This is a genomic window from Sulfitobacter sp. HI0129 (genome assembly GCF_001635395.1).
GTDB lineage: Bacteria > Pseudomonadota > Alphaproteobacteria > Rhodobacterales > Rhodobacteraceae > Sulfitobacter.
This window is the reverse complement of sequence record NZ_LWGH01000240.1, coordinates 1-11,607: the sequence shown is the minus strand read 5'-3', so window position 1 is coordinate 11,607 and position 11,607 is coordinate 1. Positions and strand designations below refer to the sequence as shown.

The 11,607-nt window shown below is 65.1% G+C and carries 14 protein-coding genes; 7 read left to right on the top strand and 7 right to left on the bottom strand.

Annotation, left to right across the window (positions count from 1 at the left end):
* The 4 genes from A3764_RS04170 to gspG form a co-directional block, all read right to left on the bottom strand.
* On the bottom strand, positions 1-791 hold a 791-nt coding region (locus tag A3764_RS04170; protein WP_067951232.1), incomplete at its 3' end, for a type II secretion system protein N.
* Complete coding sequence (gene gspI, locus A3764_RS25065; RefSeq protein ID WP_067922071.1) at positions 788-1,159, bottom strand: type II secretion system minor pseudopilin GspI; 372 nt, start codon at positions 1,157-1,159, stop codon at positions 788-790. The genes gspI and A3764_RS04170, both read right to left, overlap by 4 nt.
* A complete protein-coding gene (locus tag A3764_RS04160) occupies positions 1,156-1,635 on the bottom strand; it encodes a prepilin-type N-terminal cleavage/methylation domain-containing protein (protein WP_067922074.1) in 480 nt (159 codons plus the stop codon). The genes gspI and A3764_RS04160 overlap by 4 nt, the downstream gene beginning before the upstream one ends.
* Positions 1,632-2,120: a type II secretion system major pseudopilin GspG gene (gene gspG, locus A3764_RS04155; RefSeq protein ID WP_150120695.1), complete on the bottom strand. Its 489-nt coding sequence runs from the start codon at positions 2,118-2,120 to the stop codon at positions 1,632-1,634. The genes A3764_RS04160 and gspG overlap by 4 nt, the downstream gene beginning before the upstream one ends.
* Before the next feature lie 76 nt (positions 2,121-2,196).
* Here gspG and gspL point away from each other — a divergent pair, with 76 nt between their 5' ends.
* The 4 genes from gspL to gspF are packed head-to-tail and all read left to right on the top strand — an operon-like array spanning position 2,197 to position 6,525.
* The gene (gene gspL, locus A3764_RS04150; RefSeq protein ID WP_067922076.1) at positions 2,197-3,363 is read left to right on the top strand and encodes a type II secretion system protein GspL; all 1,167 of its coding nucleotides are present in this window, start codon (positions 2,197-2,199) and stop codon (positions 3,361-3,363) included.
* Positions 3,360-3,815 carry a type II secretion system protein GspM gene (gene gspM, locus A3764_RS04145; protein ID WP_067922078.1) on the top strand — a complete coding sequence of 152 codons (456 nt, stop codon included), beginning with the start codon at positions 3,360-3,362 and terminating at the stop codon, positions 3,813-3,815. The genes gspL and gspM overlap by 4 nt, the downstream gene beginning before the upstream one ends.
* The gene (locus A3764_RS04140; RefSeq protein WP_067951230.1) at positions 3,812-5,308 is read left to right on the top strand and encodes a GspE/PulE family protein; all 1,497 of its coding nucleotides are present in this window, start codon (positions 3,812-3,814) and stop codon (positions 5,306-5,308) included. Before gspM ends, A3764_RS04140 begins: the two co-directional genes overlap by 4 nt.
* The gene (gspF, locus tag A3764_RS04135) at positions 5,308-6,525 is read left to right on the top strand and encodes a type II secretion system inner membrane protein GspF (RefSeq protein ID WP_067921145.1); all 1,218 of its coding nucleotides are present in this window, start codon (positions 5,308-5,310) and stop codon (positions 6,523-6,525) included. Before A3764_RS04140 ends, gspF begins: the two co-directional genes overlap by 1 nt.
* Here the strand turns inward: gspF and gspN are convergent.
* Positions 6,522-7,283, bottom strand: a complete 762-nt coding sequence (gene gspN, locus A3764_RS04130) for a type II secretion system protein N (RefSeq protein WP_067921143.1) — start codon at positions 7,281-7,283, stop codon at positions 6,522-6,524. The two genes, gspF and gspN, sit on opposite strands and share 4 nt — an antisense overlap.
* Between gspN and A3764_RS04125 the strand changes: the two genes are divergently transcribed.
* Genes A3764_RS04125 through A3764_RS04115 form a run of 3 tightly spaced genes read left to right on the top strand, consistent with a single transcriptional unit; the run spans position 7,175 to position 9,722 of the window.
* Complete coding sequence (locus A3764_RS04125) at positions 7,175-8,329, top strand: penicillin-binding protein activator (protein WP_082850900.1); 1,155 nt, start codon at positions 7,175-7,177, stop codon at positions 8,327-8,329. The two genes, gspN and A3764_RS04125, sit on opposite strands and share 109 nt — an antisense overlap.
* Complete coding sequence (locus A3764_RS04120) at positions 8,326-8,853, top strand: type II secretion system protein GspJ (RefSeq protein WP_067921139.1); 528 nt, start codon at positions 8,326-8,328, stop codon at positions 8,851-8,853. Before A3764_RS04125 ends, A3764_RS04120 begins: the two co-directional genes overlap by 4 nt.
* Positions 8,850-9,722, top strand: coding sequence for a general secretion pathway protein GspK (locus tag A3764_RS04115; RefSeq protein WP_067921137.1), 873 nt, complete (start codon positions 8,850-8,852; stop codon positions 9,720-9,722). The genes A3764_RS04120 and A3764_RS04115 overlap by 4 nt, the downstream gene beginning before the upstream one ends.
* 73 nt (positions 9,723-9,795) lie before the next feature.
* On the opposite strand, the gene A3764_RS04110 is transcribed toward A3764_RS04115, so the two are convergent.
* Both A3764_RS04110 and A3764_RS04105 read right to left on the bottom strand, forming a co-directional pair.
* Entirely contained in the window at positions 9,796-9,996 is a 201-nt protein-coding gene (locus tag A3764_RS04110; RefSeq protein ID WP_067921135.1) for a hypothetical protein, read from the bottom strand.
* 24 nt (positions 9,997-10,020) lie between these two features.
* The gene (locus A3764_RS04105; protein ID WP_067921133.1) at positions 10,021-11,589 is read right to left on the bottom strand and encodes a DUF4331 domain-containing protein; all 1,569 of its coding nucleotides are present in this window, start codon (positions 11,587-11,589) and stop codon (positions 10,021-10,023) included.
* Positions 11,590-11,607: the final 18 nt, after the last annotated feature.

The following is an 11,607-nucleotide window of genomic DNA, read 5'->3' as shown; positions in this document are numbered from 1 at the left end:
TAAAGCGCACGATCCTGTTCCACGTTACCTACTGCCTGACCATTGACCGTCGTCACCACATCGCCCGCCTGCAATCCTGCACGGCTTACACCCGTGTCATGTTCGTCGGCGATCCTATAGCCGTTGTCGGTCGGAACCAATCCTATTGTGTCCAGAACCTCGGCGGGGTTGGCCCTGATGCGTTCGCGCCACATGTCGATAAACCCCCGGGTAGAGGTCGGGCGGCTCTTCTGTGCGGCGTCCACCTGCTCACTGATGGAGGGGCCATCGGCCGTCACCATCAGGGCGGCCAGCCGTTCCGCGCCGGTCAGAACCTTGGGCGTGTCCTCGTCGAACTCCTCGCCCGCGAAGGCCAATTTGCGGCTTTCGCCCTTAACGTCCAGCATCACGTGGGACTGCGCGACGGACAGAAGCGTGACGTCTTCCGCTACGGTATCACCGGTACGATAGTTGGCCTCTTCCCCGGAAACGGAGATCAAGGCGAGCGACCGGGCGGGATCATCCCTCACAATGACGCCGAGCAGAACAAGATCCAGCGGGATCGCCTCCGCCGTTTCTTCAGCGGCGGGGGCCACTTGGGTGGAGCCGAATGGTGCGAGGGCGAGGGTATCGGCAAGGTCGATCGGCTCGGCGTCCTGTGTCGCCTGGACCGGCAGCGCGACCGGGGGCGGCTCGATCTCGTGATGGCCGCCCAGATGCCATGTGAGCGGAGCGGCCCCCGCCGCCACCGAGCCCGTGGCAAGGATCAGGATCAGCCAGCGGAAAAAGCGAAAATCCTCACGGTTTGTCATATGGCCCCACCCGCATCGATATATCCGTCGAGCACGAAGAAAACGGTATCATCCCGGCGCAGCCGCGCCCGCAGGGTCACGCGGCGCAGGTCGGGATCCGCTGTTTCAGCGGTTTCGGTGTCTACGGTAAAGGTCCGCCCAAGCATGTCGATATCATCGCTTTCCGCGCCGCTCATGCCCAATCGCAATGCCGTGAGCTTGTATTCAGCCGCCCATTTCGCCGCCATCCGGTCGGATACGTCCGAAATGCGCGCGGTATGCCCTTCGGTCGCGCTGAGCAGGGAGACCGCCCCAAGGGCCAAAACCGCCATCGCGACGAGCGCTTCGATCAGGGTGAACCCTGCCTCGGGATCGCGGGTTTGGGTCATTCCGCCGGGACCCTTCGGGCCGAAATACCGTCGAACGCAAGTTGTACGGCCTCTCCGCCATCGCCCTGCAGGCGCAGGATCGCTTCTTCGCCCGAGGTCGGGCGCATGTCTGCACTGATGACGATTTGGCCCCTGTTCCGGTTCTGCCCCTCGCTCAATCGCAGCGGATCGGGCAAGGCGTGTGTGCGCTGCAGAACGCCCGTTTCGGGCAGTTGCCATTCGCCTTTCGTCAGCATCCGGAAGGCATAGCGATCCGGCCCCCAGATGAAGGCCATGGGCCGACCTGCCAGCGCCACGTCATCGGCGGCGATATGCAGGCGCGCGGAAAGCAGTTCGGCTTCGCGCAGCAGGGTATCCTGCCGGCCGGTGCTGTTGACTGCAAGGCCCACGGCACCCCCCATGACTCCGATCAGCACAAGCACGACGAGAACCTCCACCAGCGTGACGCCGGCGGATGGATCACGCCGCGTTGTCAATTGGAGACCTGCCGCGCGCCATGCACGATATCGGCGTTCACACCATCGCCCCCCGGGGCCCCATCAGCGCCCAGCGAAACGAGGTCGAACGGTCCCGTATCCCCGGGGGAGCGATAGAGATAGGCGTTGCCCCACGGATCGAGCGGTACGGACTGCAGATAGCCCCCCGCGACCCAGTTGCGCGGCTCGGGCGGGGCGGTGGGGCGTTCGGCCAGCGCCGCCAACCCTTGGGCGGTTGTCGGATAGGATTGATTGTCGAGGCGGTAAAGCTCCAGCGCGCTGCCGATGGCGCGGATGTCGGTTTGCGCGACGGTGGCGCGGGCTTCATCCGGGCGGCCGATCACGTTGGGCACGATGATCGCGGCGACAAGCGCGATGATGACGAGCACCACCATCATTTCGATCAATGTCACCCCCGCGTCGGGCACGCGCTTCCTGCGCCGCATCCAGCGGTTGCGGAGGGCCTTTAAAAGCGCTGGCGGCATGAAACTGTTTTCCTTCTGCTTTCGTGCGTGTGAGGATAGTATCGCGATTACGAGACCGAGGAAAAGGCAATAGTTCGTGATTAATCAAGGCACTATCGCAGCCGATACCGCCCCGGGGCGGCCTGGCGCGGTATCTGCCGACGGGCCCGCGCAGGGGCGGCTGCCGCTTGCGCCTGCCGCATCGCTTCTGAAACATCGCGCGCGGGAACTGGCGCGCCTTCGCCGGACCCAGCCGGAGGTGATCGCATCCGAACATGTCGGTGCCCATGCCGTAGATCTGCCAAAGTCCGGCGCGCGCCAGCGGGAGGCATTGCTGACCTACGCCGTCGAAGACCGGATTGCAGCCCCCATCGATTCCGTCCGGGTGGCGCAGGGGCCGGGGCCCGCCGGTCCTGGGGGGGAGGTCGTTGCCCTGGTATGCGAGCGCGCTCTGCTGAACGAATTGGCACAGAGCGCGCCAGATGCGTCTGTCTTGCCCGAATTCCTGCTGATTCCCCGCCCCGCCGCAGAACCGGGGCGCGTGGCGTGGTCCGTCTGGCGCGAAGGTGAGCGGGCGGTGGTACGCTCCTCCGACGGGACGGGCTTTGCCGCGCCGCTTCCGCTTCTTGAGCTGTTGTGGGCCAAGGCTGGCCGACCGGACGTCCTGTCGCTCGCCATGGCGTTGCCGGAAAGTTACGCGGCGCGGGATCTGTCAGACAATCCGCCGCCTGCCGATCCCGCCGATCTGGCGTTCTCATTCTCTCGCGGTCGGCGGGCACAGGGCGGCGCCTTGCGGATCGCGGGCTATGCCGCGCTGCTGGCGGCGGTGGCCGTGCTGGCGCAGCTTGCCATTCTCGCCAATGATACGCTGGCGCTGAGGGATCTGGTCGAACGCTCCAAGCTCGCCGCCCAGACGGCGGCGGAACAGCGGCTGCCCGGGGTCGTGGTAACGGAAGACGTCGATCCCCTGCTCGCCCGGCTGGCACCCCGCCCGCAGCGCGAAGCCCGGGGGGATTTCCTGCCCCTGCTGGATGAAGTGGCGGGCACGCTCGCCACATCCGAGATCCCGCTGGAGTTTCGCAGAATGTCATGGGGCGCGGAGGACGGCGCGCTGGTGGTGCTGATCCAGACCCGCGCGTTGGATGATCTTCAGGCCATTCAACAGGTACTGGAATCTGCGGGTTTCACCGTGCGCAGCGGTGCGGCAAACGCCAGTGACGGCGGCGCCGAGGCCGAGTTGCGCATCGCGCGGAGGGGCACATGAAAGCGTGGTTCGATAGGCTGACCCCGCGGGAAAAGGTGCTGCTGGGGGCGGTGCTACCGCTGATTGCCGCGGTCGCGCTTTACCAGTTCGCATGGGTCCCGCTGACGGAGTTGCGCAATGCACAGCGCGCGCAGATCGCGGCCTATCAGCTGGTGGCCGAAACCGCTGCGCTGTCGGACGTCGATATCGTGCAGAGCGCGCCGCAGAACGACACACCCATCGCCACGCGGATCACCGGTTCCGCCGACGCGGCCGGGCTGCCCCTCAGACGGATCGAATCCGAAGGCGCGGGCATGCGCGTCTTGCTCGACGATGTGCCTTTCGCCGGGCTGATGCTCTGGCTGGCTGAACTGGAAACCGCGCAGGGGGTCACCGCACGCGCGGTGGAGATCGACCGCCGCCCCGCCCCCGGCATGGTTTCCGCCCGTCTGTTGCTGGAGCCGGTGTCATGAACGAAGTGAAGACAGTCGCGCCCCGTCTGGCTTATGGGTTCGCGCAGGCCAACGGCGTCATCCTGCTGCATGAAGAGCGCGGCCTGCGGTGCGCCTATCGCGCCGATGCTCCCCCCGAAGCCCTGCTGGAAGCGCAGCGCGTCGCGGCGGGCAAAGTCACCTATGAAGAGGTCCCGCCGGGGGACTTCGAAGCCGCGCTGGGGACGCTCTACCGCGATTCAGCGTCCGAGGCGGCGCGGGTGGCGGCGGACGCGGACGACGATCTGGCGGCGCTGGCCGATACCGCTGCCTCGGTGGACGATCTGCTGGCCCAGAACGACGATGCGCCGGTGGTGCGTCTGATCAACGCGCTGTTGCTGGAAGCGGTCAAGGAGGGTGCCTCCGACGTCCATATCGAAACCGAGGAACGGCGCCTTTCGGTACGCTTCCGCATCGATGGTGTCCTGCGTGAAGTGATCAGCCCGAAGCGTGCGTTGGCCCCCCTGCTAGTCAGCCGGATCAAGGTGATGGGCAAGCTCGACATTGCGGAAAAGCGCATGCCGCAGGATGGGCGGGTTTCGCTGCGGGTCGGCGGCTACGAGTTGGATGTGCGGATTTCGTCCATCCCGAGCCAGTTCGGCGAACGGATCGTGCTGCGCCTGCTCGATCGCGGGCAGACCCTGCGCGGTATAGATCACCTCGGCCTGTCGGAGCGGGACAATGCCGCGCTCAAACGTATTCTGGCCCGGCCCGATGGCATGGTGCTGGTGACGGGGCCGACCGGCTCCGGCAAGACGACGACGCTTTATGCCGGGTTGGACATGCTGAATGACCGGCAGCGCAATATCATGACCGTCGAGGATCCGATCGAATACACGATGGACGGCGTCGGCCAGATGCAGGTGAACCCCAAGACCGATCTGTCGTTTGCCCGGGGCCTTCGCGCCATTCTGCGGCAGGACCCGGACGTTATCATGGTGGGCGAAATCCGGGACCGGGAAACGGCGCAGATCGCCGTCGAAAGCGCGATGACCGGGCATTTGCTGATCTCCACCCTGCATACCAATACCGCCGTGGGCGCCGTCGCGCGGCTGGTGGAAATGGGGGTGGAGAGGTTCCTGCTTGCGCCGATGCTGCGCGGGCTGATCGCGCAGCGGCTGGTGCGGCGCAACTGCCCGGATTGCCTGCAGGATCATGTCGTGACCGAAGCGGAAAGCGCGCTGCTGTCGAACAAGCTGCCTGCCGGAGAGGTCGTTCGGAAGAGCGGCGGCTGCGGCAATTGCAATGACAGTGGCTACCGCGGGCGGCTGCCGCTCTACGAAGTGATCGAGGTCGATTCCGGGCTTGAGCGGATGATGCATGAAGGTGCTTCCGAAGCCGATCTTTCCGCCGCGGCGCGCGAACGTGGCCCCGGGATCCTCTCTGACGGGATCGCCAAGATCCGCAAGGGTGAGACGACCGTGCAGGAGGTCGTGCGCGCCGTGCACGAGGATCCGGCGGAGATACCCGTCTGATGCCGGCCTTTGCCTATCAGGCGCTGGATGCGCGGGGAAAGACGGCCAAGGGGATCATCGAGGCCGCGAGCGCACCTGCCGCGCGGGCGGCGCTCCGGGGGCGCAACCTGTCGCCCATATCGGTCGAACCCACCGTCGCGAAGCGCGGCGCCGCGCCCCAGCGGGCGGCTTTCGGGCGACGGCGGATATCGGGCCGCGCCCTGACGCTGCTGACCCGGCAACTCGCCACGCTCGTGGGCAGCGGTATCGGCATCGAACAGGCGTTGAAGACCGTCGCCGACCAAAGCGGAAATACGGCGGTCTCCTCGCTTCTTCTGAACCTGCGGGCGGCCATTCTGGACGGCCGCAGCTTTGCCAATGCGCTGGGGGATTATCCCGCCACCTTCGGCGACTATTACCGCGCCTCTGTTGCGGCGGGGGAGGCCTCCGGCCAACTGGGGCAGGTGATGGAACATCTTTCGGGCTTCGTCGAGACGCGGGACAAGAACCGCCAGACTGTCCAGCTTGCACTGCTCTATCCCGCGATACTGGCGGTCGTATCGCTTGCGGTGATCGTGGCGTTGCTGACCTTCGTGGTGCCCGATATCGTACGCGTCTTTACATCACGGGGGGCAGAGCTGCCTTTTTTGACCCGCTCGCTCATCCGGATCAGCAGCTTTGTCACGGAATGGGGGGTGGCGGTGCTGCTCGCACTGGCGGGGGCGATCTTCGCTTCGGTGCTCTTGTTGCGCCAGCCCGCGATCCGGTTGGGCTGGCACCGGTTTCTGGCGCGGTTTCGGCTGACCCGCGGGTTCGTGCTGAAGGCAAACGCGGTCCAGTTCGCGGGGACGCTGGCAACGCTGACGGTCAGCCGCGTGCCGCTGGTCGATGCGCTGGCTGCAGCGTCGCAGACCGTGCCCAACCTTTACCTGCGCGCCCGCGTCGAAGAGGCCACGGCCCGGGTACGCGAAGGCACGGCGCTGTCGCGCGCGCTCGACGATGCCAAGGTCTTTCCGCCCATGCTGGTCGCGATGGTCGCGAGCGGCGAGGCAGGTGGCGTGCTGGGGCAGACATTGACGCGCGCCGCGGACGATCAGGCGCGGGATCTGAACGCGCTGGTGGCCGCGCTGGTAGCCCTGGTCGAACCGGCGGTGCTGCTGCTGATGGGCGGGATCGTGATGCTGCTGGTTCTGTCGATCCTGTTGCCCATCGTGAACCTGAACAATCTGGTGAACTAGAACGGATATTCGACGATGACGGGTCCGGAGGTCGGCAGCCCGGGGATCAGCACGGCGCCTTCGGGTTCCAGCCTGAGGATGGCCCGCCTATCGCCGGTCACCGTCAGGCGGGCCAGTTCGCTGTCGCGGTCGCGCAGTTGCGCCTGGGCGTCGTTGCCCTGCGTGCTGAGTTCCAGCCTCATCGCCGGGATCGGTGCATCGCGCTGCAGCGCATCCTTGCAGACCCCGGCATCGACAGAAACGACCCCCGCAGCCGCCGCCGCGCCGCGCGATATGGACAGGCCGGAGATATCGGCGACCGCCCGCGATGTGCAGTCGCGCAGGGCAAGGCCGGGCAGCAGGTCAAGCAGCCCGGGTCCGGCCCGGCCGGTGACATTGCTTGCGCCGATTTCCCACGGGGTCGCGAAGAGCGTGCCCTGCAGCCGGGTATCCGGCCCGGCGAGCGTGGCGTCGAAGACCGCCCGACCGGTAAACAACTGCCCGGGCCGGATCGCCCAGTCGAGCGTATAACCGCCGTCGAGCGAGGCCTGACCGTCCCATATCCGGCCATATAGCCCTGTGACTTGCGCAGGGACTGTGGCAAACTCCCGGAGCGCCGAAGTCGGCAGTGTAACGAGCAACGAAACAACGAATACGAGGGCGAAAACCGATGTCACGACCAGCGAGATCCAGATCACGCGCAGCGTGCTCCGAACGCGGGGAAAACGGCGGCCCGGGACTGTCGCGGCGGGGCCTTCTGCGGTGCGTTGCTGGAACATCGGTTTCCCTCGGTCTGGCGGGCTGCGCGGACGGTCTGTCCCTTGGCGGCGACAATGATCTTCCCCCGGTGGGAACCGTGGGCAAGGCCGCGCTTCTGGCGCCCCTGTCGGGACCGCGTGCTTCAATAGGCCAGATCATGGCGGCTACTGCAAGTCTGGGCGGCATCCCGATCGACCAATCGGCGGAGGTGATGGTTCTGGATGCGGGCGATAGCTCTGCCAGTGCCGTCGCCGCCGCGCGGCAGGCGAAGGCCGCCGGTGCGCAGATGATCCTCGGGCCACTGTTTTCGGGGCAAAGCAAGGCCGTCGCCGCCACGGTGGGCCGGGGCGTTCCCGTCGTGACCCTGTCCAACGACAGTTCAATCGCGGGGGAGAACCTTTTCGTCTTCGGCGTCACCCCCCAGCAGTCGGCCCGTGCGGTCATCGGGTTCGCGGCGACGCGGGGCAAACGCAACATTACGACAGTGGTGCCGCCGGGGGCTTTCGGGACATTGTCCGCCGCAGCCGCGCGACAGGTCGCGGGCCAGTTCGGCGTGACCATGCCGGCTCCCTTGGTGGCCGGGGATGCCAGTGGGCTGGTATCGCGACTGCGCGAGTTGAATGGCGGCAAACTGCCCGATGCCGTCTATCTGCCGGTGGTTGGCGGCCCGTTCGAGGCACAGGCCGCAGCCCTCAAGCAGGCGGGCGTTCAGCTTCTTGGCTCCGAACAATGGAGTTCGATTGCCCCGTTTCGCATTCCGCCGCTTATCGGTGGATGGTTTGCTGCCCCCGACCCGGTGCGTTTCGAAGCCTTTGCAATCGCACTGGAAGAAACGGTCGAGGCCGAAGCCGGCATCGTTGCCGGCCTGACGTTCGATGCAGTTGAAATGGCGCGGATCCTGGGGCGTCTGGGCCGGCAGGACCGCAAGGGACTTTTGCGCGACGCGGGGTTCGACGGAGTTCTGGGGCCATATCGCTTCCGGCCCGATGGCGAATGCGAGAGGGGCCTCGCCGTGCTCAGCGTCGTCGAAGGGGCGACAACGCTGATCGGTGCGTCCGCGGTATGACCAAAGCCGCGCGCGACGGTGCCGCGGGGATCACGCTGGTGGAGATGCTGGTGGCCCTCGCGCTGTTCTCGCTTGTGGGGCTTGCCGGTTTCACCATGCTCGACGCGGTCCTGCAGGTGCGCGACCGGACAGACGGCCGGTTGGAACATCTTGCCGCGGTTGATCGTGCTTTGACGGTCTTCAGCCGGGATTTCGCACAGGCCGATCCACTTTCGGTCACGCTGTCGGAGGAACGTCTGGAGATCGAAGCGGAAAGTGGGGGGCGCGGGTACCTGCTGGACGGCAGCACGCTAGTTCGGGAAACCTCGAACGAGGGAGAGGACAATCCGCCGCTGCGACAGATATTGCTGGAAGGCGTCGCGGGCTTGTCTTTCCGCGTGCTATCGGTTGATCGCCAATGGTTCGCGCTCTGGCCGTCCGAGGGCGCGGCCCCGGTCGCCACAGCAGTAGAACTCATGCTGGAACTGGACGGAAGCGAGAGCGTTGCGCGGCTTGTCGATCTGCCGGGGATTGTGCCGCGATGAAACGCCCCGACGCCGGTATCATCCTGATCAACGTGCTTGTGACGCTGGCGCTTGGTGCGGCGGTGGTGGTGCTGATGTTCACCTCGCAAGAGCGGCAAGTAGACAGGGTGCGCAAATCCGCGAATGCCGCCCGGGCGGAGGCATTGGCCCGGGGGGCCGAAGATTCAGTGAAGGTCGCATTGCGCCGGGACATGATCGTCGCACCCGAGGCCGATCACTATGCCGAAGCGTGGTATGCCGCTGCGCAGGAAGAGGTCGAGCTTGCTACGGGTCGCTTTTCGGTGGCGCTTTCGGATGCCCGGGCCCGTTTCGATCTGAATTCTCTCTCCGACGGTGGTGTCACCCAGCAGATGATCCTTCAACGGCTCATCGCGGTGCTCGAACTACCGGAAGGGGCCGCGGCTGACATCATCACCTGGTTCCTGCGAGAAGGACCGCAGAACAGACTTTCGGATGTAGAGGTACTGGCGCCCGATGTTCGCGCCGCACTGGCACCCCATGTGACGTTTCTGAAGACGCAGGGGGGGATCAACGTCAACACGGCGGGGCCCGTGGTGCTGGCTGCCGTTCTGGGTAATCTCACGACTGCCAGACTAGCGATCCAACTGCGGGACGAAAAGGGCTTTTTGACGAAGGAAGACCTACAGGGGATGGGCATCATTGCGCTTGCAGGTGCCGGCTACACGTCCGACACGTATGACGCCGTGATCAGTGCCGAGGTCGACGATACCCAGACCACTCTTCACGCGCGCCTGTTGCGCCGGTCCCTGCAGGACGTGCCGATTGTTTCCGTCATCTCCCGACGTTTCGGTGACATCGCGCCGGTCGATTTCCCGGACGTGCCCGGTATCGAGGTAGACGAACCCTGAAACGAGAAACGCGGCCCCCGAAAGGGCCGCGTCTTGTTTTTCTGTCCTGCAGCGCCCTGAGGCGAAGCGGGGATCAGGGATTGAACGGTTCCCGCTCGGGCGCAAGCCGAAGCGTGACGTTCGCCAGAGAGATCGGCTCATCGTTCCGGTCCTGCGCGAAGGCGCGGGCGAAGTCCTCACCCAGAAGGGCCAACCCGTCAGACAGGGTGCTGTTGCCGCTACAGGCCGCCAGTACGCCGAGACAAACCGTAAGGATAGAAAGTTTTTTAACCATATTGGTTCTCCTTTCGGTTCAGGTTCAGGTTGCGCCGGGGATCGGTGTGTTCAGATAGGGGAACACGGACTGCACGTCAGACGCATTGAGGGGTGCGCCATCGGTGAACGGCACGTTGCCCGCAGGAGCATCCGAAGGGCTGCAGTAGCCGAGGTTGACACCCGCACCGCCGGAACCGATCGGCAGATCGTAGCAGAGACGACCCATCACGACCCGCACGGCAATGTCGACGACATCGTCACCCGGGCGACGCCCATTGGGGAAGCCCGCTGTATCACCGCCGGCAACGCCGAATGTGCTCTGCGAACCCGCCGGGGTCGGGGCGATAGCCGTGTTCAGGCGCATCATTTCAGACGCGTTCTTCGCGTCGAAATTCGCGGGCTGGTTCAGGCCCGGGAACCCGGTCAGGAAAGCCGCGACAAGGTCGGTACGGGGGTAGTTGCTGGGAGCCGGCGCGCTGGGGAACAGCGTTTCGATCAGCACCGGAAGCGTCGGATTTGTGACGTAGACAGCAAGTGCGCTGTCCTGACGCGGTTCAGCCGCGTTGAACAGGTTCTTATCCGGCAGACCGATGACCACTTCGTTGACCAGCGGCGCGGAAAGCCGCGACTGCTGGACCCATGCACCACCGTAGAGCGATGCCTGCTCATAAGTGGGCGACGGATCTTCCAGTTCGGCCTGCGGCAGGCTGGAGGTCGTCCAGGCACCGATGACCGGATCGCTGCCCTGTGTCAGGCAGGCAATCGGGATCTCCAGCGCGAGGCTGGTCACGTTGGAGGTGCCAATCAGTTCGTCGTTGTCGCGATCCTGCACGACAGGTCCGGGACCGCTGCCATACTGGGGCCACATCGGGTTGGCCGGGCCTTGGATCGGTCCGCCCGAGACGTTCACGAGGTCAAAGATCTGGCCAAGGTTCACCGCAAAGGCTTCGGCCCGCTGACCGGCGAAGACACGACCGTCGACGCTGCAGTTCGGGATATCCACGTTGTTGTAGATATACCGGCTCGCATATGCGTCGTAATCCGGCAGTGTTTTCGTGCCGATGTAGTCCACCGGTTTGATGAACGTTGCAGAACCGGAAGAGGTCGTCAGTGATGCGCGCGCGCCTGTGCGACGGTCGCCCGTGATCATGGTGACGGTATAGGATTCAGACTCGTTCAGCGCGGCAGACGGCGAACCAGCAGTGATCTGACCAGCCTGACGCAGCGGGATCGCTACGCTTTCACCTGCGACGTTCAGCTGGATGCCGGTGTCGTTCTTCAGGTTGTTGTCGAACTGGAACTGGAACGTCAGGTCCTCGATCGCATCGCCGTTGTTGTCGATGTGGATCTCGTAGATGGCGTCTTCGTCCATCGTGAAGTAGTTCGGACCGCCATAGGGGGCCTGGATCGGCTGATAGTTGGCGATCAGGGTCACGTAGTCGTCGCGACCGGGTTCATAGCTGCGGAACATATAGAAATCTGTTCCGTCGATTTTCGGCGTCTGCGTGATGGCCGGCGCTTCACGGTGGGACGATGCCCCCGCGAAGGTTGCCGTAAGGCAAACGGCTGCGGCCGTCGTCCCCCGCAGAATGTTGTGGATGGGTTTATTCATTTGGTACTCCCTGCAATC

Coding starts and splice junctions, on each gene's coding strand:
- gspI (WP_067922071.1), bottom strand. CDS start 1,159: ATGACCCAAACCCGCGATCCCGAGGCAGGGTTCACCCTGATCGAAGCG.
- gspG (WP_150120695.1), bottom strand. CDS start 2,120: ATGCCGCCAGCGCTTTTAAAGGCCCTCCGCAACCGCTGGATGCGGCGC.
- gspM (WP_067922078.1), top strand. CDS start 3,360: ATGAAAGCGTGGTTCGATAGGCTGACCCCGCGGGAAAAGGTGCTGCTG.
- A3764_RS04140 (WP_067951230.1), top strand. CDS start 3,812: ATGAACGAAGTGAAGACAGTCGCGCCCCGTCTGGCTTATGGGTTCGCG.
- gspF (WP_067921145.1), top strand. CDS start 5,308: ATGCCGGCCTTTGCCTATCAGGCGCTGGATGCGCGGGGAAAGACGGCC.
- A3764_RS04125 (WP_082850900.1), top strand. CDS start 7,175: ATGTCACGACCAGCGAGATCCAGATCACGCGCAGCGTGCTCCGAACGC.
- gspN (WP_067921143.1), bottom strand. CDS start 7,283: ATGTTCCAGCAACGCACCGCAGAAGGCCCCGCCGCGACAGTCCCGGGC.
- A3764_RS04120 (WP_067921139.1), top strand. CDS start 8,326: ATGACCAAAGCCGCGCGCGACGGTGCCGCGGGGATCACGCTGGTGGAG.
- A3764_RS04115 (WP_067921137.1), top strand. CDS start 8,850: ATGAAACGCCCCGACGCCGGTATCATCCTGATCAACGTGCTTGTGACG.
- A3764_RS04110 (WP_067921135.1), bottom strand. CDS start 9,996: ATGGTTAAAAAACTTTCTATCCTTACGGTTTGTCTCGGCGTACTGGCG.
- A3764_RS04105 (WP_067921133.1), bottom strand. CDS start 11,589: ATGAATAAACCCATCCACAACATTCTGCGGGGGACGACGGCCGCAGCC.